The sequence below is a fragment of the Methanoculleus caldifontis genome (assembly GCF_032842345.1).
Classification (GTDB): Archaea; Halobacteriota; Methanomicrobia; order Methanomicrobiales; family Methanoculleaceae; genus Methanoculleus; species Methanoculleus caldifontis.
Genome location: NZ_WBKO01000001.1, coordinates 600,238 through 622,412 on the forward strand (window position 1 = coordinate 600,238; position 22,175 = coordinate 622,412).

Genomic DNA, 22,175 nt, shown 5'->3' on the forward strand with positions numbered 1-22,175 from the left:
AACGAGATCGAGCGGCTCGGCGATCTCGGGGCGGACCTCGGCGAGTTCTTCCGCAGGGCGTCGCGGAACGGAAGCGGCGTCCCCCCCGGTCTCGTCCGGCTGACGGAGAGCGTCTACCGGATCCTCGATGCGAACATCGTCGGGCTCGGCCTCCTCTTCCCCCGGATCCAGGATACGACCGTTGCGGAGCTCCGCGGCCGGGATATCGAACTCCAGCTCGCCATCAACGAGCGTTACCGCCAGCAGCTCGTCAATCTCAAGAAGGAGGGCGACCTCGCCGACAGCCGCTACCTCGAGGTCCTCTCCGTCATCGAGGCGGCCAACGCCAAGGTGCGGGACCTCAGGAAGCTCGCCGAGCAGTACTCGCGCGAGAAAGCGGTCGAAGCGGCGTCATTCCGGGTGGAGGACCCTTTTGCGTTGCGCAATCCGGTAGCCGGAGATGACCTGAAGGGAGTCGCCGATCTCCCGGTCGAGCGCCGGATCCCCGGAGTCGACGTACAGGAGGGGCGTCCCGGCGAGTTTTCCCGGGGTGGCGACCACGATCAGGTTCGATAACCCGGCCTTCCGGAGGACGGGCGGGCTGATCTGCTGGTTCCCCCGGCCGAGGACGAACCCCTGGGCACCGATGGGGCTCACGACGATCTTCGCCCGCGGGTGCTCGTCGAGGAGGGCGAGAAGCGTCCGCTCGTCGGCGTCGCGGGCGAGAACCTCCCCGTTTTGGACAACGTCGATGCCGAGCAGGGTAGGGGCGAGATCGAGCCGCTCCATGATCCGCGCCGTCGTGCTCCCGGCGCCGATGATATAGATGGTCTCCGGCAGCATGATCTCAGCCATGAACGCGGCAATATCGTCCTTCGCCCGCTCCTCGTCCTGCTGCTCAAAGACCTGCTTCCCTCCTTGCGTCCGCTCGGGGATGTAGGGGACGCACGCGTAGCCGTAGAGCCGGGCGGAGAGACGGCCCGACCGATAGGCCTCTTCATCGACGTCCATCACCTCGGAGTCCCGGCAGGGGATCCGCCCGGCCTGCCGGATGAGGTCGGCCGCCGCTGCCGGGTTGACCGCAAAGACCGCGGAGTACATCTTCACCCCGGCCGGGATGCCGAGGATCGGGATCGATCGCTCCACCGCGTCAAAGACGTCGCGGGCCGTCCCGTCCCCGCCGCAGAAGACGACGAGATCGACCCCGGCGTCGAGGAACGTCCGGCAGGCAGCCTTCGTATCGCTGGCGGCGGTCGGAACGCCGGGCCGGTAGAGGACGGTGGAGCGGTCGATGCCGGCACGCTCGAGGACATCTTCGCCCATCGATCCTGCGCAGGTATACCACGCGATATCGTCGTCACGGAGGAGGGAGAGGGCCTGCACCGCACGGTCGCAGGCGTGCGGGACCGCGCCGCGCCGGAGCGCTTCCGCCACGTGTCCGTCCGTCCCTTTAAGCCCCACGGCACCGCCCAACCCGGCGACCGGGTTGAGCAGGAACCCGACGGTCTGTGTCATCCCTCTACTCTTTCCCGCCGGGGTATATCAGGTTCGGGATCGGGGAACGAGCCCGCCACGTAGCGACCGGACCGCGGTGCGGAGGGCATCCTGCATCCCCGCCTCGTCGCCCACGTGCTCCTCGATCGCCCGGACGAGAGCGCTCCCCACGATGACGCCGTTCGCGCCGGCCTCGACGACCGCCGCCACATGTTCCGGGCGCGAGACCCCGAACCCGACGGCGATGGGAAGATCCGTCTTCTCCCGCACCGTGCCGACCAGCCCGGCAAGGTTCGGGGGGAGCCGGTCGCGCTCCCCGGTCACCCCCTCGAGCGAGATGAGGTAGACGAATCCCGAGGCTCCGCGAAGGATCGCGTGCTGCCGCTCCGCCGAAGTCGTCGGGGCGATGAGGGCGATCCGGTCGATGCCGTGCCGGAGGGCGGAGGGCGCGACCTCGCCCGACTCCTCGGCGGGAAGGTCGACGACGAGGACGCCGTCCGCACCGGCGGCGGCGGCATCCGCGAAGAACCGGTCGGTTCCCCGGTGGTAGATGATGTTGTAGTAGGTGAAGAGGACGATGGGGAGCAACGGCGCGTACTCCCTGACCCGCCGGACGAGAGCGAAGGCGTCGTCCGGGGTGGTCCCCGCCCGGAGAGCCCGTACGTGCGCCCGCTCGATCACGGGGCCGTCCGCCACGGGGTCGGAGTAGGGGAGGGCGATCTCGAGGAGGTCGACGCCCGCGTCGACCATCGCCGCCGCCGCCCGAAACGACGCCTCGATGCCGGGGTCCCCGGCGACGGTAAACCCGATGAAGGCCGGGTTCTTCCGGGCAAAGAGCGCCCTGATCCGGCTCATGCTGCACCGCCGTGGAGGCTTGCAACGTCGGCGACATCCTTGTCGCCCCTCCCGGAGAGGTTGATGACGAGAATCCCGTCCCGGTCGAGGTCGTCCGCCGCCCGGAGGGCGTAGGCGACCGCGTGGGCGGACTCGAGCGCCGGGATGATCCCCTCGGTCCGGGAGAGGTGGCGGAAGGCGTGGAGGGCTTCGGCGTCAGTGACCGCCTCGTAGCGGACCCTTCCGGAGTCCTTTAACATGGCATGCTCGGGCCCGACCGAGGGGTGGTCGAGGCCTGCGGCGACGGAGTGCGTCTCGAGCGCCTGGCCGTCGCCGTCCTGGAGGAGGTAGGAGAGCGCACCCTGGAAGACCCCGATCGAACCGGCCGAGAGCGAGGCCCCGTGACGGCCGGACTCGAGCCCCTCGCCGCCCGCCTCCACGCCGACGAGCGCCACGTCGTCGTTCACGAACGGGTAGAAGATCCCGATCGCGTTCGAGCCCCCGCCGACGCAGGCGACGACGGTGTCGGGGAGCCTCCCCTCCCTCTCGAGTATCTGCCGCCGCGCCTCCTCGCCGATGACCGACTGGAAGTCCCGGACGATCCGGGGGAAGGGATGCGGGCCGACGCAGGAGCCGAGCAGGTAGTGGGTCTCCCGGAGGTTCGCCACCCAGTCGCGCATCGCCGCGTTGATGGCGTCCTTCAGCGTCCGCGTCCCCGAGGCAACCGGGACGACCCGGGCGCCGAGGAGCTCCATCCGGAAGACGTTCAGCGCCTGGCGCCGGGTGTCCACCTCGCCCATGTAGACTTCGACGGGGAGGCCGAGGGCCGCCCCCGCGATTGCCGTCGCGACACCGTGCTGTCCGGCGCCGGTCTCGGCGATGAGCCGGCGCTTGCCCATGAACTTCGCCATCAGCGCCTGGCCGAGGGTGTTGTTCAGCTTGTGCGCACCGCCGTGGAGGAGGTCCTCGCGCTTCAGGTAGACCCGGCAGCCGAGGTCGCGGGAGAGGTTCCCGCAGTAGGTGAGCGGGGTCTCCCGCCCGGCATACTCGTGAAGGTACCAGGAGAGCCGGCGGGCGAACTCCGGGTCCGCGGAGACGCGGGCGTAGGTCTCCTCAAGCTCGATCAGCGCGCTCATCAGGGTTTCGGGCACGTACTGCCCGCCGTATCTTCCGTATCGTCCTGCTATCATGAATCGATCGTCCTGCATATCTTCACGAACGCCCGCATGAGGCGCTCGTCCTTGACCCCCGGCGCCGCCTCGACGCCCGAGCAGACACCGACGGCGTAGGGCCGCACCGTCCGTACTGCATCGCCGACGTTTCCGGGGGCGAGCCCGCCCGCGAGGATGACCGGCACCCGCGAGGAGGCAACGCATTTCCGGGCATACTCCGGGTCGAACGCCCGCCCGGTGCCGTGGCTGGAATCGACGATCACCGCGTCGCAGTCGTCCCGAAGGGGGTCGCCGGGCGCGAGCATCCGGATGACCCGGACCCCCGCGTCGGGCGGGACGGCGAGCCTGCCCGCCACCTGCACGGCATCCGGCCGCGAGGAGAGGATCGCCGAAAGGTCTTCTTCCCGGTCGGTCGAGGTGACGGCGACCGTGGTCACGAACGGCGGGACCGCCGCAAAGATCGCCCGGGCCCGATCCGGGCTCACCGACCGGGGAGAGGGGCTCGCGAGGACCACCCCGATCGCGTCGGCTCCGGCCGCCGCGGCGGCACGGGCGTCGCCGGGGCTCGTCATCCCGCAGATCTTCACGCGAATAGGAACCCCTCCAGTCGCTTTCGCCGGTCCCGTGCCGACATCAGGGCGGACCCGATCAGGAACGCATCGCAGTGCCGGGAGAGGCGACGGACGTCGTAGGGCCAGAGGATGCCGCTCTCGGAGACCACAGTCCTCCCCTCGTCGCGTGCCGCCTCCGCGAGGCTGACCGTCGTCGTGAGATCGATCGCCAGCGTATCGAGGTTGCGGTTGTTGATCCCGATGAGAGCCGTCTCCGTCGCAAGCGCCCGCTCCATCTCGCCCCTGTTATGCACCTCGACGAGCGGCTCGAGATCGAGCGCGAGCGCCATTTCAACGAACGCCGGGAGCCGGTCGCCGAGCACCCTGACGATCAGGAGGACGGCATCGGCGCCGATTGCCCGGCTCTCGGCGAGCTGGCGTTCGTCGATGATGAAGTCTTTCCGGAGGATCGGTATAGAGACCGCACGTCGCACCCGGACGAGGTTCTCCGTACTCCCCCCGAAGTAGGCGGGTTCGGTCAGCACCGAGAGCCCGGCGGCCCCGGCGGCGGCGAACTCGCCGGCGATCGCTTCAGGGGTGCAGCCGTCGTGAAGCCTCCCGCGGGACGGGGAGGCGTACTTCACCTCGGCGATGACCGCATTTTTCTCCCGGCACGCCCGTATCGACTTTTCAAGGCTCCGGTGGGGCAGAGCGTCGGGATCAAAGGCCGGAAGGGCCTCGAGATCCCTGAGGCGCTCACCGGTCGACCGGACGATCTCATCGAGGATCATGCCGCGCCTCCGGTCGCTTCGACCAGGCGGCGGAGCCGCTCGAGCGCCGCCCCCGAGTCGATCGAAGCCTCAGCCCGTGCTATCCCGCCGGCGATGCCCCCGGCCTTTCCGCCGAGGTAGATCGCCGCCCCGGCGTTGAGGAGGACGATATCCCGGGCGGGCCCCTCGTCGCCCGACAGAACGGAGAGGAGGGTCGCCGCGTTCTCTGCCGGCCCGCCGCCCCGGATGGCGGCAAGAGGCGAGTGCGGGATCCCGTACTCCGTGCAGTCGAGCGTATACGTTACGACCTCGCCGCCCCGGAGTTCCGCGACCGTCGTCGGGCCGGCCGTCGCGATCTCGTCGAGGCCGGCGCCGTGGACGACCATCGCCCGCTTCGCGCCGAGGTCGGCGAGGACCCGGGCGACCGGGGCGGTCAGACGGGGATCGTAGACGCCGAGGAGGTGCGCTCCCGCACCCGCCGGGTTCGCCAGGGGGCCGAGAAGGTTGAAGACCGTCCGTATCCCGATCTCCTGCCGGGCCGGCCGGGCGTGCTGCATCGCCGGGTGGTAGGCCGGGGCGAAGAGGAAGACGATCCCCGCGGTCGAGAGGACCTCCGCCACCCGGTCGGGCGGGATCGCAACGGAGACGCCGAGCGCCTCGAGGACGTCGGCGGAGCCGCACCGGCTCGATACGCCGCGGTTCCCGTGCTTCACGATCGGAACCCCGGCACCGGCCGCGACGAAGGCGGCCGCGGTGCTGATGTTGAAGGTTCCAGCACCGTCGCCCCCGGTCCCGCAGGTATCCACCCGCGCATCGGGGGCCGGGAGGGAGACCGGGACTGCCGCCGCCCGCATCACCCGGGCGAGCGCCGCGATCTCCGCGACGGTCTCCCCCTTCATCCGGAGCGCCGTGAGGAACCCGCCGATCTGGGCGGGGGTCGCGGCACCCCGCATGATCTCCTCCATCACCCCTCCCGCCTCGGCGGGGGTGAGGTCCGTGCCCGAGGAGACCCGGGCGATCGCCTCGCGGATCATGCCCCGCCCTCCGTCGTGGAGAGGAAGTTTGCCATCAGCCGACCCCCTTCGGGGGTGAGGATGCTCTCCGGGTGGAACTGTACCCCCTCGATCGGGAACTCCCGGTGCCGGACGCCCATGACCGCCCCGTCGTCGCTCTCTGCCGTCACCGCAAGGCAGTCCGGGACCGTTGCCGGGTCGATGACGAGCGAGTGGTAGCGGGTCGCGACGAGGGGGCTTGCCACCCCCGCGTAGATCCCCGCACCGTCGTGCCGGACGACCGACCGCTTCCCGTGCATCAGCCTCTCAGCGCGGGCGATCCCCGCACCGAAGGCGAGGCCGATCGCCTGGTGGCCGAGGCAGACGCCGAGCGTCGGGACCGTCCGGCTGATCGTCGAGAGGACCTCCCGGTAGAGTCCGCACTCGCGGGGATGCCCCGGACCGGGGGAGAGGACGACCCGGTCGAAGGCGAGGGATGCGATCCGCTCGTATGGCACATCGCTCTTCACCACGACCGGCTCCGCGCCGAGCGCCCCGATCTGCTGGCAGAGGTTGAACGTGAAACTGTCGTAACTGTCGATGACGAGCACCCGCATCATTCCACCTCCGCCGCACCGAGCGCCGCAAGCATCGCCCGGCCTTTGTTCTCGGTCTCGGCCCATTCGCGTTCGGGATCGGAGTCGGCCACGATCCCCGCCCCCACCTGGACAGAGGCAAGGCCGTCCTGCACCACGACCGTCCGGATGGCTATCGCGAGGTCCATCGTGCCGGAGAAACCGAGGTAGCCGACGGCTCCGGCGTAGATCCCGCGCCGGAGCCCTTCCGTCTCGTCGATGATCTGCATCGCCCGGACCTTCGGGGCGCCCGAAACGGTCCCCGCCGGGAAGCAGGACCGGAGGGCGTCGAACCGGTCGCACCCCTCCCGGAGCCTGCCCGATACCGTCGAGACGATGTGCTGGACGTGCGAGAACCGCTCGACGGTCATGAACCCTTCGACCGAGACGCTCCCGTAGGCAGATACCGCCCCGACGTCGTTTCGTGCGAGGTCGACGAGCATGATATGCTCGGCCCGCTCTTTCTCGTCGCTGAGGAGCTCTGCCGCGAGCCGGTCGTCCTCCGCCGCCGTCCGCCCCCGCGGCCGGGTGCCGGCGATCGGGACCGTCGTCACCTGCCCGTCCTCCACCCGGACGAGCATCTCGGGACTGCTCCCCGCGACCGTCAGGTCGCCGAAGTCCAGGTAGTACATGTAGGGGCTCGGGTTCCTCGTCCGGAGCCGCCGGTAGATCCCGAACGGGTCGCCGCCCGTCCGGCAGGTCAGCCTCCGGGAGAGGACCGCCTGGAAGATCTCGCCTGCTGCGATATGCTCCTTGATCCGGAGGACCGCGTCCGAGAACTCCTCGCGGGTGCAGGACGACGATGCCGCGACCCCGGAGGGGTCCGGGCCGGCCGGACCGGCGGGGCCGAGACCGCGTATCCGGGCGATCACTCCGCCGACCGCCTCGGCAGCCCGGCAGTACCCCTCCTCCGGGTCGGCCCCGTCGGCGAGCAGGTTCCGGATGACCGTAAGCCGCCGCTCCCGGTGGTCGAGGGCGAGGCAATCCAGCGCCAGCATGAACCGGGCGACGGGCTCGTCCGGATCCTCCGCCGCACCCGGCCGGACCGTCGGGTGGATCGACGGGACGAGGTCGTAGGAGAAGTAGCCGGCAAGCCCTCCCGAGAATCGCGGGAGCGACGAGGGAACGGCCAGGAACCGGTCCATGAACGAGCGGACGGCATCGACCGGGTCGTCCGCCTCGATCTCTCCGGCAACCTCCCGGATGTGTGAATCACCGGAGACCGTCACCGCCCCATCGGCGGCGACGGCGATCTCAGCGGCCGGTGCGGTGCAGATGAACGAGTACCGGGCAGCCTTCCCGCCCCCCTCGAGCGACTCCAGCAGGAACCCGGGACCATCCCGGAGGGAGGCATAGAGGTCCGCCGGAGGCAGGGCCGGGAGCGGGATCTCACAAAATACCGGGACGATGAGAGGCCGGCCGCTGTACGCAGCAGCCTCTTCGCGCCCTATCTTCAGGTTGTGCTCTCTTCGAGCGCTGTCCATTCCACCGGCATCACCCCGTCGCAGGAAGCCTGGCGAGCGACTCCTTGATCAGATCCGCCGGGTATTCGTAGTCGACGAGCTTTCCGGCAAAATAGGCCTCGTAGGAGGAGAAGTCGAAGTTGCCGTGTCCGGAGTTGTTGAAGAGGATCACCTTCGCTTCATTGGTCTCCCGGCACCGGAGGGCCTCGTCGATCGCGGCCTTCACGGCGTGGGCGGCCTCGGGCGCGACGATGATCCCCTCGGTCCGCGCAAACGTCACGGCGGCGTCGAAGACCTCGTTCTGGCGGTAGGCGACGGGCCGCGCGACGCCGTCGCGGACGAGGCGGGAGACGAGCGGCGCCATCCCGTGGTAGCGGAGTCCTCCGGCGTGGATCGCCGGCGGGACGAAGTCGTGGCCGAGGGTGAACATCCGCAGAAGCGGCGTCAGCCCTGCGACGTCCCCGAAGTCATAGGCGTAGAGCCCCTTCGTCAGGGTGGGGCAGGCGGCCGGCTCCACCGCGATGATATCGGTGTCGGGGTGCTTCCCGGTCATTTTGTCGCCGGCGAACGGGAAGGAGAGCCCGGCAAAGTTGGTGCCGCCGCCGACGCACCCGATCACGACGTCGGGGTAGGCGTCCTCCATCGCGAGCTGCTGCTGTGCTTCCTGGCCGATGATCGTCTGGTGGAGGCAGACGTGGTTGAGGACGGAACCGAGGGCGTAGTTGGTGTTCTCGTGGGCGGCCGCGTCCTCGACCGCCTCGGAGATGGCGATCCCGAGCGAGCCCGGCGTATCGGGGTCGCGGGCGAGGATCGCCTGACCCGACCGGGTCTTCTGCGACGGGCTCGGAATGCACTCGGCGCCGTAGACCTGCATCATGCTCTTCCTGTAGGGCTTCTGGTCGTAGGAGGACCGGACCATGTAGACGGTACACTCCATATCGAAGAGGCCCGTTGCAAACGCAAGCGACGAGCCCCACTGCCCCGCCCCGGTCTCGGTCGCGAGCCGCTCTACCCCCGCCTCGCGGTTATAGTAGGCCTGGGGGATGGCGGTGTTGGGCTTGTGCGACCCCGGCGGGCTCACGCCCTCCCATTTGAAGTAGATCTTTGCCGGGGTCTTTAAGGCCTTCTCAAGCCTTCGCGCCCGGTAGAGGGGGCTCGGCCTCCAGAGGGTGAGGATCTCCCGGACCTCGTCGGGAATATCGATGTAGCGCTCCGTGCTCATCTCCTGCCGGATCAGTTCCATCGGGAAGATGTGGCGGAGGTCGTCGGGAACCGCCGGTTTCCCGGTAGCCGGGTGGAGAGGCGGATCCATGGGTGTGGGGAGGTCCGCCTGAACGTTATACCACCGTTTCGGCATCTCTCCCTCGTCAAGGAGGATCTTCGTCTGCATACAGCATAGTGCTCCCTGAACAAATATATACATTGCGGACTATTTTTGTTCAGGGTAGGATAAATTAGTACAGCGAGATCGAGAGGATCCACGGTCGTCCCCTGCCGGGAGGGGCACAGAGAAAGGTCCGGGGAAAAAGAGTTTATGATCGTCCTGCCACTTGAGAGCGTGTACCTTCTCGCTCATGCCATGGCCGGAATCCTCGTCGGGATCGTCCTCGCGGCGATCGTCGGCGATCGAAGGGTCGTCGCGCTCGCCGCGCTGGGCGCCGTGCTCCCCGACCTGATCGACAAGCCGCTCGGCCATATCTTCCTCGCCGGAACGGTAAACTACGGCCGGATCTATTTCCACGGCCTCACCGTCCTCTTTCTGGTCCTCATCGCCGGCCTCCTCCTCTACCGGTACAGGGGTCAGGTCGGCCATCTTGCCGTGGCCGCCGGAATGGCGAGCCACCAGTTCCTCGACGCAATGTGGCGGCACCCCGTCGAGTGGTTCTGGCCGTTCCTCGGCCCCCTCCCCCGGCACGACTACGCGGAGGACTACTTCTGGGACGCCCTCCTGCGGGAACTCGCCCAGCCGAGCGAGTGGCTCTTCTTCTTCCTGATCGCCGGTCTGTTCGCCTACCTCTACCGGCGGGAACTCGGAGCCCTCCTCGCCCGGCTCACGGACCCTTCCACCCGTCACGTGCTCGTTGCGGCGCTCGGCCTGACCATCATCGCCGCACTGGTCGCGGGCAGACGATTCCTGCCGTGAAAGGACTTCACCCCCGCTTCCGCCACCAGATAGCGGCGTAGGTAGAGAGGCCTGCGAGGGCGAGGCCGTCGTCTCGCCGGACGAGGTGGGTGCGAAGGTAGTCCCCGAGGACCGCCCGCTGCTCCGGAGTCTCCGCACCCATCCGGGGGGCGAAGTGCTCGACCGCGTCCTCGACTGCCGGAAAGAGGGTGGTGCCGTCGAGCGGGCGCATCAGAACATTCGGGTAGATCCCCATGCCGTAGAGGACGTTGAAGAGGCAGTCGGCCTTCGGCTTCGGGTGGTAGGGCGCCCCGTGCAGGTCCTCCCAGAGCGCCAGGTAGAGCCGCTCCCAGAGCGGTTCGTCGGCAAACCAGTAGAGGTGGACCGACCCGGAAGCGGCCGCGTCCATCGCGGCAAGGGCAGACCGGAGATCCGGCATCGCGAGCGAGAACGAGGCGACCACCCGGTCGTAGGGCGGCTCAAGGTCGCGGTCAGGATCGATCTCCTCCCAGGGGGCCCGGACGGTGGTGACGCCGCCGATCCCCTCCTGCTCCGCGGCCGCCCGGAGTTCGGCGAGCATCCCTTCCGCCGGATCGACCGCCGTAACCGAGGCGCCGGAACGGGCGAGCGGGAGGGCGAGAGTCCCGGGGCCCGACCCGATATCGAGCACCCGGTCGCCGGGAGAGACACCGAGATCCGAGAGGATCTCCGCGACCCGCCGGACGCGGCCGGGTTCCGACCGGGCGGCGTACTGCCGGGCCTGCTCCCGCCTGCCCCAGAGGCCGGCCCCTTCCCGGAACCCCGGTGTCGAGCGGTTCAGCGCAAGCCCCGCCTTCCAGAGCTCGTTCCAGTCGGGGAGGTTACCTTCCTTCATCGGTCTTCCGGTCGCCGTCCCGGCGTAAGAAGGTATTCATGCACCTTGCCAGACCTCCTCCGGCCGCCGGCAGACCCAAACAATTATATATGAGGCCGCAGACTGGAATACCTGTGGTGAATGGTGTGACTGGCGAATCAATGCTTCAGATAACCGTCGATCAGCTTGCACGAACACTCTGCGCGAGCGCGATCCTCGGTGCCCCGATCGATACCGGCGACCGGGTTATCATACCGATCGCCGAATTCGGGTTTGCGTTCGGCGGCGGAGAAGGCTCCGGAGGGGATAAAATGGGCCACCAGGGCGGTGGTTCCGGGACCGGCGGCGGCGGAGGCATATCGGCCGTCGCTCTGGTCGTCGTCACGAAAGGTGTCACCGGTCCTGACGGCATCCAGGTGATCTCGCTCAAGAAGAAGAGCCAGATGGCAGAGGTGATCACGACGATCGGGGAGACGGTCGGCCCGCACATCTCACAGGTTCTCGAGAAGGGCTCGGAGATCGTGCAGAAGGCCCCGGAGATGATGCAGCAGAAAGGCAAGGGATCGCAGGGACAGAAAGAAGGGACCGAGATCCCGGTCAGCGGCGAGGGAGAGGCGTAAGCCCCTCTCGTCCTCCTCTCCATGGCCGCGACACTTCTCTTTTTCGTCCTGCTGGCCGTTGCCGTCATCTTCCTCCTCGTTCTGCTTGCCCTCTACCTGGTCCCGGTGACCGTTGAAGCGGCAACCGACTGCACGCGGGAGAGCGCCCGGGCGAAGGCAACCGTAACTTGGGGCATCGTGGGGGTGCGGGTCCGGGTTACCGGCGACCTCCAGGTGGTCGAGATCCTCCTCGCCGGCCGCCCGGTCATGACCCGCGACCTCGCGGAGATGGCAAAACCCTCCCCGCCTGAGGAGAGAGAGGAGAAGGAACGGCGGCCCGCTCTCTCCACAAGCGAGTACCTCAGCGCCGCCGGGGACCTCTGGCCCCACGTCAAAGAGATCATCGCCGCCTTCTTCCGGTCCCTCTACCTCGAGCGGCTCTGGGGGGATATCACCCTCGGCCTCGAAAGCCCCGCCACTACCGGGACCGTCTACGGCTACTGCACCGCCGTTCGCTACGCCCTCTGGCCGGCGGACGCGATCGACTTCGTGATGACTCCGGTCTTCGACCGGGAGGTCTTCGAAGGCGCTGTTCTGCTCCGGCTGCAGATCCGCCGCCCGCTCCTGATCCTGATCCCGGTCGTGCGGGCTCTTCTGCAGAGGCCGGTCAGAGAGCGGCTCCGCCAGGTATCGGGAAGAGGTGCTGTCGGTGTCTGAAGAGGCCGATCTCATCGTCGGCAGCGGCCGCAGGGTCGACGGCCGGTGCGTCATCCCCATCGTCAGGGTCTTCACGGTCTGTGCGGGGAAAACAGCCGCGGTCAGCCTGATCCCGGTCGCGCTCCTCGTTACCGAGGGAGACGGCGAGTACCTCATGCTCTTCCCCGGTGCGCCCCCGGCAACGAGGGAGATCGTCAGCACGCTCCGCGACGATATCGAGCGTCAAAAAGAAGGGTGTGCCGGGTAGGCGTCACTCGTGGCGCAGCGCCTGGATCGGGTTTAACTGCGCCGCTTTCCATGCCGGGTAGAGACCGGAAGCCACGCTCGTGAGGACGCCGAACCCCATCCCGAAGACGATGTAGAGGAGGCTCGTCGGGTTGAAGAGGTAGTCCGGGTTCCCGACGAAGACCGCCGTCACTGCATACCCGGTGACGAAACTGAGCACTCCCCCGATGGCGGCGCCCGCAAGACCGAGGAGGAGGGCCTCGTAGATGAACATCCGCATCACCTCGCTCCGGCGGGTGCCGATGCTCCGTAGGACGCCGATCTCCTTGATCCGCTCCGTCACCGACATCAGCATCACGTTCAGGATCGAGACCCCGGCGACGATGAGCGATATCGCGCCGATGCCCGAGAGGAAGACCGTGATCGAGTCCGCGGCCGCAAAGATGCTCTCGAGGATCCCCCGGGTGTCCATGACGTTGACCGTATCTTCGCGCCGGTTCATCCTCTGCTCGATCGACTCCTTGACCGCATCGATATCGTTGACGTCCCGGACCTTCACGATGACCTGGTCATAGTCCTCCTCATTGTAGTGGTTCGAGTACCAGGAGTAGGGAACGATGATGGCGTAATCCGGGTTGATATCAAACCCCATCCCCCGCTCCTCGAGCACGCCCACCACCCGGAGGGTCTCGCCGCCGATCCTGACCCGGGCGCCGAGTTTCAGGCCGTTCTCCCTGCTGTTCGCGGCAAGCTGGCTCCCGATCAGGCATCCGGCGCCGGTCTCCTTCGGGTAGGACCCCGACTCCACTTTGAGCAGAGAGGGAATATCCCCGGCGGGGATCGCGTAGATCATCGCGGCGCTCTCCTTATCGCCCACGGCTATCCTATCGGCAGTGCTTGAGAACGGTATCGCCACGTTCGAGCCGATCGCGCGGGTGATATCGGCCACCTGCCGCTCGGTGAGTTTGCCGCCGCCGGTACCCATCGCCGGGGAGACGATGATGGTGTCGCCGACGTCGCTGACCATGTCGCCGAACATGAGGCCGATGCTGTTGCCCATGATGCCGAGGGAGGCGATCGCGATGACGCCGATGACGATCCCGATGACCGCAAGGGTCGATCGGAGCCAGTGGCGGCTGACGTTTCGGCGGGCAAGATCAAAGAAGGTCATGTTGCCACCTTCCCGTCGACGAGCCGGATCGTCCGGTCGGCGTACTCCGTCATACGGGGGTCGTGGGTGACCATGACGATCGTCTTACCCTCCTCGCGGTTCATCCGGTCGAGAAGATCCATGATCGCGGTCCCGGTCTTAGAGTCCAGGTTGCCGGTCGGCTCGTCGCAGAGGAGGAAGTCGGGGTCGTTGACGAGCGCCCGGGCGATCGCCACCCGTTGCTGCTGACCGCCGGAGAGCTGGCCGGGTTTATGGGTGAAGTGGGATTCAGCGATCCCTACTGCCTTGAGGACCTCCTCGGCCCGTCCGCGGGACCCGTTTCGCCCGCCTTTCAGGATGAGCGGGTACTCGACGTTCTCGACCACGGAGAGGAGCGGGATCAGGTTGAACTGCTGGAAGATGAACCCGATGTGGTCGCGTCGCATGAGAGTCAGTTCATCGTCGTCCATCCTGCCGATATTTTTTCCCGCGATGGTGACCTCTCCGGAGGTCGGGACGTCGAGCGATCCCATGATGTTTAAGATGGTCGATTTCCCCGACCCCGACGGCCCCATGATCAGGACGAACTCGCCCTGCTCGATGGCGATATCGACCCCGGCGAGCGCCACGACGTCGCCGGCGGGAAGGGGATAGACCTTCGTGACGCTCTCGAAACTGATGACCGGCATCGTTCTTACGTCCGTCTCCAGGAGTAGTAGATAGCACCGGCTATTCCGAGCGCGACAAGCGCGACGACGATGATGCCGGCGATCGGGAGGCTGCCGTCCTGCTCGTTCACCGGCGCCGCTGCAACCCTGCCTACCTCGACCATCGTCGTCGCCGTATAGCGGTTGCCGTCGTTGTCGCGGTACTCGACGACGACCGGGACCTCCGTTGTCCCTGCGTCGGCGCGGAACGTCACCTCAAACGAGGAGATGTCGTCGGGGTCGAGCGTCCCGACGACGTAGACACGGAAGGGGTCGGTGGGCGTCGCGGGCGCACCGGGGCTGACCAGGACCGAGCGGGCGGCCTCAAGCCCGGCGTTCATGACGTCGCCCACGATCCGGTAGCCCCCGGCGATGGGAGTGACCTCGACGTTGGTGACGACCGGGTCGGCTTGCCGCTTGTCCTCGCCGAAGGTGACGGGGAGGACGAGATCGGTGGTGTGGGTGTTGATGCCGTTGCGCCAGACCACCTGGAACGTGACGTCGGCCTCCGTTGCCGGGGTCAGGTTGAACCCGACGGTCGCCGAACCGTCGGCAGCGAGAGCCCCGATGAACCCGCCGGTCGGGGTGACGGCAAAGCCCGTCCCCTGCGGGACGACCTGGACGCCTGAAGCGGCGTTCGGGCGCGGGTTGCCGACCCTGACGATGATATCGGCCGTCCTACCCTCCGCAAAGGCGTCCGGCTTCGCGATCACCGATGCGCTGAGCGGGGTGTTCTCGACCTGGACCGGGATCGGGTAGCGGAGGCTGCCGCCGTCGCGGAAGTCAAGGATAAACGTGGGATAGAACGTCCCCTCCCCGCCGCTCGCCCGGACGGTGAAGGTGAACGTCTTGTTGTTCCGTGCGCCGATCTCTCCTACCGACGGGTAGGGGTCGCTCGTGGCCACGACCCCGTCGTTGTAGAGCCGGGCGCTCTTGATGGCGACAGGTTCGACGCCGTTGTTCTGGATCACGACCGTGAGCGTCCCGGTGTCGCCCTTCATCAGGACGGAGGGTTCAAGCGAGGAGGAGACTACGGTGATGTCGGCCGGGCCGGCGGAGGCCGGGCCGGCGACCGCGGCGACGGTGCATATGAGTGCTATGATACACAGGTAAAGAGATTTCATGTTACAGCCATCCGGCAAGTGTGGTGAGTGAGTAGAGGATGTAGAGCCCGACGGGTATCCCGACGGTGAGGGCCGCGTCCCGCGTGGAGAGGCTCCTTGCGTATTTCATACCGAATACCCAGATGTTCGCGCTCCAGATCATGAAGAGGATGCCCACGAGTCCGGCGATCTGCGCAAGGGGGTCCGCCACCAGTGCGCTCGCTATGCTCTCGGAGAACTCCGCGATCTGCTCGGGGCTCGTTGCGACCGGGATGGTTATCTTCGAGATGAGTTGATAGGAGAAGAACGCCCCGATGATACCCCCAAAGACCTGGGGCAGGAACCCGTAGCCCGTAACCTCCAGCGTCCTCTTGAACGATCCTTTGCCCTTGAATGCCATCGAGATGAGGTAGAAGACGATCCCGAAGGCGATCCACATCACGAAGCCCCCGATGACGCCGAAGACCGCGGCAAGGATCACCCCGATCAGCCCGAAGATCTGCGCCTCTGCCGGGAGGAACCCGATGAACATGTTTGCCACCAGCGCCGCCGAGACCGCACCGATAACACCGATGACGAGCGCGATCAGCGCCGGAACCTTCAGACTCGGCTCTTCCTGCATACGCGCTTCAAAGAAACGCCCGGGGTTGAGCAGCACCCGGAGAAATCCAGCTTCCATGATAAGTGTGCCTCATATACTCGTGGCAGATGAGAAGCCATAAACCTTTTCTGGATGACTGCAACGGATTCCGGATAAATCATGACATTTCACGAGATTTCCGGCGAAATTCAGCCAGAACGAGGAGATAGGTCCGGCCTTGCCGGAACACCGCTCCCACTGTACATCCGTATCGCGTTCTCATCGCTTCCGAGTTATGTATATCTAACAATGTGTTAGAAAAATATAACTTTTCCGATCGAAAACGGCCCGCTCCGGGATGCGCGACGCTAATTCGTCCGGGAGTCCGGGATGAGCGGTTACCGCATGCGAAGAGGCGTCTCCGGGATTAAAGGTGCCCGAGCTCTTTGAGGCTCGCGTAACCTTTTTTCGTGACGATGATGTGATCGAGCACCCGGATGCCGAGGATCGAGCCGGCCTCGACGAGCTGCCGGGTGATGCCGATATCCTGCGAGGAGGGGTCGAGCGTTCCCGACGGGTGGTTGTGGACCAGGATGACCGAGGCGGCACGGTCGGTGATCGCCTCGGCAAAGACCTCCCGGGGGTGGACCAGGCTCTGGTTCAGGATCCCGACGGTGACGGTCCGGCGCTCGATCACCTCCCCGGCGCCGTTGAGGGTGATGCAGAAGAAGTACTCCTGCTTTCTGTCCCGCCACTCCGCAACCAGCGGGAGGACGTCTTCGGGGCGGGTGATCCGGTGCCCCGACAGATCTTCTCCCCGGTAACGCCGCCCGATCTCAAAACAGGCCATGATCTCACAGGCTTTGGCGGAGCCGACCCCCTCTATCCCAAGGAGCCCGTCGTACGAGGGGGCGCCCCCGTTCCCGTCCAGGTAGCGCACGACATCGCCGGCGACCTGCGAGACATCCCGTCCCTTCGTGCCCCTCCCGATGAGAAGAGCGATCAACTCCTGGTTGGTGAGCGCCTCCGGTCCCCGTTCCGCCAGTTTCTCGCGTGGACGGTCGTGGCTGGGGAGTTCGCGCATCCTCTTCATGATCATCCCGGCTGCAGGGGTATCCCGACTCTCCATTTAGAACCCGGAGCATGTATAGGTTGCCAATCGATCCCGGATGCCGGGTCGACCCGGCGCCGGGAAGAGGTATGCGGGAGAAAGGTTTTCGCCCCCGGCAAGGAGAGGCTACCTGATCCATATCGAAACCCTTTTCAGCGGCCATCGCTATGACTCACAAAATGGAGCTTCCCTGGAGGAGTGCCGACGCCTGGTACAGGAAGGGAGAGACGTTCTGCCGGCAGGGGCAGTACGACCGGGCCGCCGAGTGCTACGACCGGGCGGTCGGCCTGAACCCCGGCGCCGCCACCGCCTGGTACCGCAAAGGCCGGGCCCTGGCCCTCGGCGGGCGCCACCGGGAGGCAGCCGAGTGCTTCGATCAGGCCATCCGGATCGATCCGACCTCGGCCAGCTTCTGGTACGCCCGGGGACAGGCGCTCTATGACCTCAGGGAGTATGAGGAGGCGGCCGGCTACTGCGGTCAGGCGGTGAAACTCGCCCCTGACTCCGCGGGTGCCTGGCTTGTCCGGGGGCACGCCTTCAGGAACATGGGCCGGACCGCCGACGCGGTCGCCTGCTACGACCGGGTCGTCACCATCGAGCCGGGCAGGATCGAGGCCTGGCTCGCCCGGGGGACGGCGCTCGCAGCCGAACGCCGGTACGACGGGGCAGTCGAGTGCTACGACCGCGTCATCGCGCTCGACCCCGAGAACGCGACCGCCTGGTACGCCAGGGGAACGATCCAGGCCATCCTCTCCCGGCACAGAGAGGCTCTCGCGAGCTACGACCGGGCGGTCGTCATCGACCCGGACCGCGCCGACGCCTGGTACGCCAGGGGATGCACGCTCGCGGCGCTGCTGCGCCATGACGAGGCCGTGGGGTGCTTCGACCGGGCGCTCGGCCTCCGGCCCGACGACGCCGATGCCTGGTACAACCGGGGCCGGGCGCTCCAGAGCCTGGAGCGTTACGAGGAGGCGATCGACTGCTACGACCGGGCGTTCCGGATCCGGCCGGGCCGTGCGGAGATCTGGTGCAATAAAGGCACGGCGTTACAGAAGCTGAAGCGCTACGACTCGGCGCTCGTCTGCTTCGACCGGGCGCTCAGGGAGGGCGCGGCCGACCCGGATGCGTGGCACCAGAAAGGCCGCGTCCTCTTCATCCTGAAGCGCTACGGGGAGGCGATAGAATGCTTCGATCAGGTGCTCAGGCTCCGGGCCGATCACGCCGATGCGGCCTACTACCGGGGCGAGAGTTATTACGCCCTCGGCGACTACGCGATGGCGGCAGCCTGCTTCCAGGCGGTTGTCCGGGCAACGCCGGAGAACGCCGTCGCCTGGAACAACTACGGCAACGTGCTCTACCGGCTCGAACGCTACGAGGAAGCCCTCGTCTGCTACGAGCGGGCGCTCGAGATCGACCCGGAGAACCCCCGGGTCTGGAGCAACAAGGCGAGCGTCCTCTCGGTCCTCTCGCACTACGATCGGGCGCTCGTCTGCTACGACCGCGAACTCCTGGCCCACCCGGAAAACGGGGGCGCCTGGTACAGTAAAGGCCTTGCACTCTTCATTCTCGGGCGCTACAGCGAGGCCGTCACCTGTTACACGCGGGCGCTGGAGGTCGATCCCGTGCGGAACGAGGTCTGGACCATGAAAGGGAACGCCCTCGTCATCCTCGAGCGCTGCGAGGAGGCGATCGGCTGCTACGACAGAGCCCTCGCCGCGAACCCCGACGACGCCGAGGCACTCAAGGGAAAAGCGATGGCACTCGTCTACCTGGAACGCTCCGCCGAGGCGGTCAGGTGCTACGAGCGGCTGAAGCGGTTGCCGGGACGGTCCTGACCGGGAAAAAGAGGCGGGTCGTCAGACCCGCGCTATCCGTTCCACGGCCTCTTTGAGGTTCTTCATCGAGGTCGCGTAGGAGAGCCGGAGCCAGCCGGGGGTGCCGAAGGCGGCGCCCGGGGTGACCGCCACATGGGCATCTCTGAGCCAGGAGCGGGCGATCGCCATGTCGTCGCCCTCGACCTTCACGTAGGCATAGAACGCCCCGTCCGCGGGGGCGGTGGCGTAGCCGAGGTCGCGGAGCGCCGGGATGAGGTAGTCGCGCCGGCGCTCGAACTCGCGGCGCATCGACTCGACGCAGTCCTGGGGGCCCTCGAGTGCCGCGACCGCGCCGAACATCGCAAACGTCGTCGGGCTCGAGATGGTGTGCTGCTGGACCTTCTCCATCTGCCGGACGATCGACCGGGGAGCGGCCGCGTAGCCGATCCGCCACCCGGTCATCGCGTAGGCCTTCGAGAACCCGTTGACGGTGATCGTCCGCTCCGCCATCTCAGGAAGGGAGGCAAGCGAGATATGCTCCTTCCCGTAGACGAGTTTCTCGTAGATCTCGTCGGAGAGCGCATAGAGGTCGTGGTCGCGGCAGATATCCGCCACCAGCCGGAGCGAGTCCCCGTTTAACACCGCGCCGGAGGGGTTCGAGGGGGTGTTGACCACGATCATCTTCGTCCGGGGGCCGACGGCCTCGAGCAGGCTGTCGTCGACCTGGAAGGTCTCCGCAGAGAGCGCGTGGTGCCGGGCGGCGGCACCCGCGAGCTGCGCGCAGGGCTCGTAGGAGACCCACGCGGGGTCGAGAATGAGCGCCTCGTCGCCGGGGTTCAGGACGGCCTCCATCGCCTCGTAGATAGCGTCCTTCGCGCCGCAGGTGACGATCACCTCGTCGGGCTTTGCGGGGATGCCGTTCTCCCGGTTGAGTTTCTCCGCGATCGCTTTCGTCAGCGCCGGGATCCCGGTGCTCGGCGCGTAATGGGTCTCGCCCCGCCTGATCGCCTCGATGCAGGCGTCCTTGATGTGGACCGGGGTGTCGAAGTCAGGCTCCCCGATGGAGAGGCTGATGACGTCGACGCCTTCCTGCGCCATCCTCTTTGCGGCGTTCGAGATCTCGATCGTCGCGGAGGGGGCGATGGCCGCAATCTTCTCCGAGAGGCCTTTCATCCCAATCGCTGGACCATCTTCACGGCCGATTCGACGGCACGCTTGGCGTAGTCGATACGCTCGGTCGCTTCCATCCGGGTCATTCCCGGCCCGGAGATGCCGAGGGAGACGGGCTTGCCGAACTCGAGGGAGAGATCGATGATCTTACGCGCCGCGTGCTGGACGACGATCTCGTCGTGCTGGGTGGCACCCTCGATGACGCACCCGATCGTGACGACCGCGTCGATGCTCTCGTCCTTGAGCAGCTTCTTGATCGCAAGCGGCATGTCGTAGGCACCGGGGACGTAGATCGTCCCGGCTACTTCGGCGCCGAGGAAGCCCGCATGCTCCCTGGCCTCGATCTCCATCATGTAGGTGATGTCGCGGTTGAACTCCGCGACGACGAATCCAAGTCTTATCGTCATGTCAATCCTTCCCGTGATAGTACTCGCACCGGATACTGATAATCATCGCTTTTTTGCATCAGGGGCGGGCGGGCCCGACGTCCTCGAACCCCTGCCGCTGGCCGGTCCCGGCGAGCTTCTCGAGGTCCTTCGGGCGGAGGGCGAGCCGGACGGCGTTCACCGCGTGCTCGCGGGTCCGCTGCTCCATCAGCCAGGCGAGCTCTTTTGCGTCCTTCGCCTCGTCCTCGTGGACGAAGACCTCGATGATGTGCTTATTGGTCATCAGCTGGCAGAGGATGAGGCCCTGGGAGGCCTCGTGGGCGCAGACCTTGTCTTTCTCGGCTCCTCCGGGCATTCCGAGGGCCATGACGAGGTCGCACCCCCGCTCCTCGATCAGTTTCTTGCATGCCACCGGGAGGTCCTTGATGCCGGGGACGACGTAACGCTCGAGCCCGACGCTCGCGTGCCTCCGGATCTCGTCGGCGGCGATCCTGCCCATGTCGATCCGGGCAAACGTCGTGTCGGCGATCCCGATCTTCATCCGAGGAGCACCTCAGCGGCAGCCTCGACGCCGTCGCCGGCCGCAACCCCGGACTTTTTGAGGGTGAACTGGACGGCCGCGAGGGTGGCGAGAAGTTCCTGAGCCCCGACACCGCCCATGGTGCCGATCCGGAAGATCTTACCCTTGAGGTGGTCCTGGCCGCCGGCGATCTCGATCCCGAACTTCTTGACGGTCCCCCGGAGGTCCTTGTCGGTGACACCGTCGGGGATCCGCATCGCGGTCGCGGTGTTCGAGTAGGCGTGGTGCGCATCGAGCGTCGGGAAGAGGTCGACGCCCCATCCCTTCGCCGCGGCGCGGACGGCGTCGGCCATCCTGCGGTGGCGGGCGATACGGGCGGGTACTCCCTCCTCGTCGATCATTTTGCAGGCCTCGTGGAGCGCGAGGAAGAGCGGGACCGCCGGGGTGTAGGGGGTCTCCATCGGGGTGCCCTTCCCGCTCTTCCTGTAGGCCGCCATGTCGAGGTAGAAGGGGCGCTTCTCGCAGATCCTGCCCCAGGCGCGGTCGCTGACGGCGATGGCGGCGAGACCCGCGGGAGCCGCGAGGCACTTCTGCGACCCGACGACGGCGATATCGACGCCCCACTCGTCCATCAGAACTTCGTCGCCGCCGATGGAGGTGACCCCGTCCATGATGAAGAGGGCGTCGTGCTTCCGGGCAAGTTTTCCGACCTCGGGTGCGGGGTTCCTGATCCCGGCGCTCGTCTCGTTGTGGACCATGGTGACGACCTCGGCACCGGCCTCGAGTTCGCGCTCGAGGGCCGCGAGGTCGACCGGGGTTCCCCACTCGGAGTTGAGGACGGTGACGTTGCCGTAGCGCTCACCGATCTTACCGAAGCGTTCGCCGAACTTTCCGTTCACGAGCGAGACAATCTTTCTGTCCCTGGCGAAGTTCGCGACCGCGGCCTCCATCCCGGCGCTGCCCGATCCGCTGATGACGTAGAGTTCGTTTGCGGTGCCAAAGAGGGTCTTTAATATCCGGACAGTCTCCGCGTACGCGGCGCCGAACTCGGGGCCGCGGTGGTTGATGGCCTGCCGCGTCATGGCGGCGCGTACCCGCTGCGGAACGGGCACGGGGCCGGGGATCATAAGGAGCGGTTCGTTTTCCATGTAGATCAGTCCATTATCGTCTCGTCGTGGATAGACGCAGTTCCTGCAAGCAACTTGGATGTGGACTCATATCAACCTCA

General features: G+C 66.9%; 24 protein-coding genes. 5 read left to right on the forward strand and 19 right to left on the reverse strand.

What is annotated here, in order from left to right; translation table 11 throughout:
• Positions 1-390 precede the first annotated feature (390 nt).
• The 9 genes from F8E02_RS03110 to F8E02_RS03150 are packed head-to-tail and all read right to left on the reverse strand — an operon-like array spanning position 391 to position 9,280.
• On the reverse strand, positions 391-1,494 hold the full coding sequence (locus tag F8E02_RS03110) for an ATP-NAD kinase family protein (protein WP_317063994.1): 1,104 nt from the start codon (positions 1,492-1,494) through the stop codon (positions 391-393).
• Positions 1,495-1,521: 27 nt separating this feature from the next.
• On the reverse strand, positions 1,522-2,328 hold the full coding sequence (trpA, locus tag F8E02_RS03115) for a tryptophan synthase subunit alpha (protein WP_317063995.1): 807 nt from the start codon (positions 2,326-2,328) through the stop codon (positions 1,522-1,524).
• The gene (gene trpB / locus F8E02_RS03120) at positions 2,325-3,497 is read right to left on the reverse strand and encodes a tryptophan synthase subunit beta (protein ID WP_317065139.1); all 1,173 of its coding nucleotides are present in this window, start codon (positions 3,495-3,497) and stop codon (positions 2,325-2,327) included. Before trpB ends, trpA begins: the two co-directional genes overlap by 4 nt.
• Positions 3,494-4,066, reverse strand: a complete 573-nt coding sequence (locus F8E02_RS03125; RefSeq protein ID WP_317063996.1) for a phosphoribosylanthranilate isomerase — start codon at positions 4,064-4,066, stop codon at positions 3,494-3,496. The genes trpB and F8E02_RS03125 overlap by 4 nt, the downstream gene beginning before the upstream one ends.
• Positions 4,063-4,821: an indole-3-glycerol phosphate synthase TrpC gene (locus F8E02_RS03130; protein WP_317063997.1), complete on the reverse strand. Its 759-nt coding sequence runs from the start codon at positions 4,819-4,821 to the stop codon at positions 4,063-4,065. Before F8E02_RS03130 ends, F8E02_RS03125 begins: the two co-directional genes overlap by 4 nt.
• Positions 4,818-5,834 (reverse strand): anthranilate phosphoribosyltransferase, encoded by a 1,017-nt coding sequence (gene trpD, locus F8E02_RS03135; RefSeq protein WP_317063998.1) that lies wholly within the window; start codon positions 5,832-5,834, stop codon positions 4,818-4,820. Before trpD ends, F8E02_RS03130 begins: the two co-directional genes overlap by 4 nt.
• Positions 5,831-6,409, reverse strand: coding sequence for an anthranilate synthase component II (locus F8E02_RS03140; RefSeq protein ID WP_317065140.1), 579 nt, complete (start codon positions 6,407-6,409; stop codon positions 5,831-5,833). Before F8E02_RS03140 ends, trpD begins: the two co-directional genes overlap by 4 nt.
• On the reverse strand, positions 6,409-7,911 hold the full coding sequence (locus F8E02_RS03145; protein WP_317063999.1) for an anthranilate synthase component I family protein: 1,503 nt from the start codon (positions 7,909-7,911) through the stop codon (positions 6,409-6,411). The genes F8E02_RS03140 and F8E02_RS03145 overlap by 1 nt, the downstream gene beginning before the upstream one ends.
• Positions 7,912-7,921: 10 nt before the next feature.
• Positions 7,922-9,280 carry a TrpB-like pyridoxal phosphate-dependent enzyme gene (locus F8E02_RS03150; protein WP_317064000.1) on the reverse strand — a complete coding sequence of 453 codons (1,359 nt, stop codon included), beginning with the start codon at positions 9,278-9,280 and terminating at the stop codon, positions 7,922-7,924.
• A 144-nt stretch (positions 9,281-9,424) separates the two neighbouring features.
• Between F8E02_RS03150 and F8E02_RS03155 the strand changes: the two genes are divergently transcribed.
• A complete protein-coding gene (locus tag F8E02_RS03155) occupies positions 9,425-10,033 on the forward strand; it encodes a metal-dependent hydrolase (protein WP_317064001.1) in 609 nt (202 codons plus the stop codon).
• A 7-nt stretch (positions 10,034-10,040) separates the two neighbouring features.
• Here F8E02_RS03155 and F8E02_RS03160 read toward each other — a convergent pair whose 3' ends face one another.
• A complete protein-coding gene (locus F8E02_RS03160; protein WP_317064002.1) occupies positions 10,041-10,886 on the reverse strand; it encodes a class I SAM-dependent methyltransferase in 846 nt (281 codons plus the stop codon).
• A gap of 125 nt (positions 10,887-11,011) precedes the next feature.
• On the opposite strand from F8E02_RS03160, the gene F8E02_RS03165 reads away from it, so the two are divergent.
• Genes F8E02_RS03165 through F8E02_RS03175 form a run of 3 tightly spaced genes read left to right on the forward strand, consistent with a single transcriptional unit; the run spans position 11,012 to position 12,428 of the window.
• The gene (locus F8E02_RS03165) at positions 11,012-11,485 is read left to right on the forward strand and encodes a spore germination protein GerW family protein (protein WP_317064003.1); all 474 of its coding nucleotides are present in this window, start codon (positions 11,012-11,014) and stop codon (positions 11,483-11,485) included.
• Between the two features lie 21 nt (positions 11,486-11,506).
• Positions 11,507-12,181, forward strand: coding sequence for a DUF2953 domain-containing protein (locus F8E02_RS03170; protein ID WP_317064004.1), 675 nt, complete (start codon positions 11,507-11,509; stop codon positions 12,179-12,181).
• Positions 12,174-12,428 carry a hypothetical protein gene (locus F8E02_RS03175; RefSeq protein ID WP_317064005.1) on the forward strand — a complete coding sequence of 85 codons (255 nt, stop codon included), beginning with the start codon at positions 12,174-12,176 and terminating at the stop codon, positions 12,426-12,428. Before F8E02_RS03170 ends, F8E02_RS03175 begins: the two co-directional genes overlap by 8 nt.
• A 3-nt stretch (positions 12,429-12,431) precedes the next feature.
• Here the strand turns inward: F8E02_RS03175 and F8E02_RS03180 are convergent, their stop codons facing one another.
• From F8E02_RS03180 to radC, 5 genes are all read right to left on the reverse strand, one after another.
• Complete coding sequence (locus F8E02_RS03180; RefSeq protein WP_317064006.1) at positions 12,432-13,577, reverse strand: ABC transporter permease; 1,146 nt, start codon at positions 13,575-13,577, stop codon at positions 12,432-12,434.
• Positions 13,574-14,245: an ABC transporter ATP-binding protein gene (locus F8E02_RS03185; protein WP_317064007.1), complete on the reverse strand. Its 672-nt coding sequence runs from the start codon at positions 14,243-14,245 to the stop codon at positions 13,574-13,576. Before F8E02_RS03185 ends, F8E02_RS03180 begins: the two co-directional genes overlap by 4 nt.
• A 5-nt stretch (positions 14,246-14,250) precedes the next feature.
• Complete coding sequence (locus F8E02_RS03190) at positions 14,251-15,387, reverse strand: COG1361 S-layer family protein (protein WP_317064008.1); 1,137 nt, start codon at positions 15,385-15,387, stop codon at positions 14,251-14,253.
• A gap of 1 nt (position 15,388) precedes the next feature.
• A complete protein-coding gene (locus tag F8E02_RS03195) occupies positions 15,389-16,045 on the reverse strand; it encodes a Yip1 family protein (RefSeq protein ID WP_317064009.1) in 657 nt (218 codons plus the stop codon).
• A gap of 328 nt (positions 16,046-16,373) precedes the next feature.
• The gene (gene radC, locus F8E02_RS03200; RefSeq protein ID WP_317064010.1) at positions 16,374-17,075 is read right to left on the reverse strand and encodes a RadC family protein; all 702 of its coding nucleotides are present in this window, start codon (positions 17,073-17,075) and stop codon (positions 16,374-16,376) included.
• 161 nt (positions 17,076-17,236) lie between these two features.
• On the opposite strand from radC, the gene F8E02_RS03205 reads away from it, so the two are divergent.
• The gene (locus F8E02_RS03205) at positions 17,237-18,892 is read left to right on the forward strand and encodes a tetratricopeptide repeat protein (protein ID WP_317064011.1); all 1,656 of its coding nucleotides are present in this window, start codon (positions 17,237-17,239) and stop codon (positions 18,890-18,892) included.
• Between the two features lie 21 nt (positions 18,893-18,913).
• Here F8E02_RS03205 and F8E02_RS03210 read toward each other — a convergent pair whose 3' ends face one another.
• The 4 genes from F8E02_RS03210 to F8E02_RS03225 are packed head-to-tail and all read right to left on the reverse strand — an operon-like array spanning position 18,914 to position 22,095.
• Positions 18,914-20,044 (reverse strand): pyridoxal phosphate-dependent aminotransferase, encoded by a 1,131-nt coding sequence (locus F8E02_RS03210; protein ID WP_317064012.1) that lies wholly within the window; start codon positions 20,042-20,044, stop codon positions 18,914-18,916.
• Complete coding sequence (ribH, locus tag F8E02_RS03215; protein ID WP_317064013.1) at positions 20,041-20,448, reverse strand: 6,7-dimethyl-8-ribityllumazine synthase; 408 nt, start codon at positions 20,446-20,448, stop codon at positions 20,041-20,043. The genes F8E02_RS03210 and ribH overlap by 4 nt, the downstream gene beginning before the upstream one ends.
• Positions 20,449-20,506: 58 nt before the next feature.
• Positions 20,507-20,968, reverse strand: coding sequence for a riboflavin synthase (gene ribC / locus F8E02_RS03220; RefSeq protein ID WP_317064014.1), 462 nt, complete (start codon positions 20,966-20,968; stop codon positions 20,507-20,509).
• On the reverse strand, positions 20,965-22,095 hold the full coding sequence (locus F8E02_RS03225; RefSeq protein WP_317064015.1) for a pyridoxal-phosphate-dependent aminotransferase family protein: 1,131 nt from the start codon (positions 22,093-22,095) through the stop codon (positions 20,965-20,967). The genes ribC and F8E02_RS03225 overlap by 4 nt, the downstream gene beginning before the upstream one ends.
• Positions 22,096-22,175 lie beyond the last annotated feature (80 nt).

What these genes read in the sequence shown, in the direction of transcription:
- F8E02_RS03110 (WP_317063994.1), bottom strand. Translation starts at nt 1,494, where the DNA reads ATGACACAGACCGTCGGGTTCCTGCTCAACCCGGTCGCCGGGTTGGGC.
- trpA (WP_317063995.1), bottom strand. Translation starts at nt 2,328, where the DNA reads ATGAGCCGGATCAGGGCGCTCTTTGCCCGGAAGAACCCGGCCTTCATC.
- trpB (WP_317065139.1), bottom strand. Translation starts at nt 3,497, where the DNA reads ATGATAGCAGGACGATACGGAAGATACGGCGGGCAGTACGTGCCCGAA.
- F8E02_RS03130 (WP_317063997.1), bottom strand. Translation starts at nt 4,821, where the DNA reads ATGATCCTCGATGAGATCGTCCGGTCGACCGGTGAGCGCCTCAGGGAT.
- trpD (WP_317063998.1), bottom strand. Translation starts at nt 5,834, where the DNA reads ATGATCCGCGAGGCGATCGCCCGGGTCTCCTCGGGCACGGACCTCACC.
- F8E02_RS03140 (WP_317065140.1), bottom strand. Translation starts at nt 6,409, where the DNA reads ATGCGGGTGCTCGTCATCGACAGTTACGACAGTTTCACGTTCAACCTC.
- F8E02_RS03145 (WP_317063999.1), bottom strand. Translation starts at nt 7,911, where the DNA reads ATGGACAGCGCTCGAAGAGAGCACAACCTGAAGATAGGGCGCGAAGAG.
- F8E02_RS03150 (WP_317064000.1), bottom strand. Translation starts at nt 9,280, where the DNA reads ATGCAGACGAAGATCCTCCTTGACGAGGGAGAGATGCCGAAACGGTGG.
- F8E02_RS03155 (WP_317064001.1), top strand. Translation starts at nt 9,425, where the DNA reads ATGATCGTCCTGCCACTTGAGAGCGTGTACCTTCTCGCTCATGCCATG.
- F8E02_RS03160 (WP_317064002.1), bottom strand. Translation starts at nt 10,886, where the DNA reads ATGAAGGAAGGTAACCTCCCCGACTGGAACGAGCTCTGGAAGGCGGGG.
- F8E02_RS03170 (WP_317064004.1), top strand. Translation starts at nt 11,507, where the DNA reads ATGGCCGCGACACTTCTCTTTTTCGTCCTGCTGGCCGTTGCCGTCATC.
- F8E02_RS03180 (WP_317064006.1), bottom strand. Translation starts at nt 13,577, where the DNA reads ATGACCTTCTTTGATCTTGCCCGCCGAAACGTCAGCCGCCACTGGCTC.
- F8E02_RS03185 (WP_317064007.1), bottom strand. Translation starts at nt 14,245, where the DNA reads ATGCCGGTCATCAGTTTCGAGAGCGTCACGAAGGTCTATCCCCTTCCC.
- F8E02_RS03190 (WP_317064008.1), bottom strand. Translation starts at nt 15,387, where the DNA reads ATGAAATCTCTTTACCTGTGTATCATAGCACTCATATGCACCGTCGCC.
- F8E02_RS03195 (WP_317064009.1), bottom strand. Translation starts at nt 16,045, where the DNA reads ATGGAAGCTGGATTTCTCCGGGTGCTGCTCAACCCCGGGCGTTTCTTT.
- radC (WP_317064010.1), bottom strand. Translation starts at nt 17,075, where the DNA reads ATGGAGAGTCGGGATACCCCTGCAGCCGGGATGATCATGAAGAGGATG.
- F8E02_RS03205 (WP_317064011.1), top strand. Translation starts at nt 17,237, where the DNA reads ATGGAGCTTCCCTGGAGGAGTGCCGACGCCTGGTACAGGAAGGGAGAG.
- F8E02_RS03210 (WP_317064012.1), bottom strand. Translation starts at nt 20,044, where the DNA reads ATGAAAGGCCTCTCGGAGAAGATTGCGGCCATCGCCCCCTCCGCGACG.
- ribH (WP_317064013.1), bottom strand. Translation starts at nt 20,448, where the DNA reads ATGACGATAAGACTTGGATTCGTCGTCGCGGAGTTCAACCGCGACATC.
- ribC (WP_317064014.1), bottom strand. Translation starts at nt 20,968, where the DNA reads ATGAAGATCGGGATCGCCGACACGACGTTTGCCCGGATCGACATGGGC.
- F8E02_RS03225 (WP_317064015.1), bottom strand. Translation starts at nt 22,095, where the DNA reads ATGGAAAACGAACCGCTCCTTATGATCCCCGGCCCCGTGCCCGTTCCG.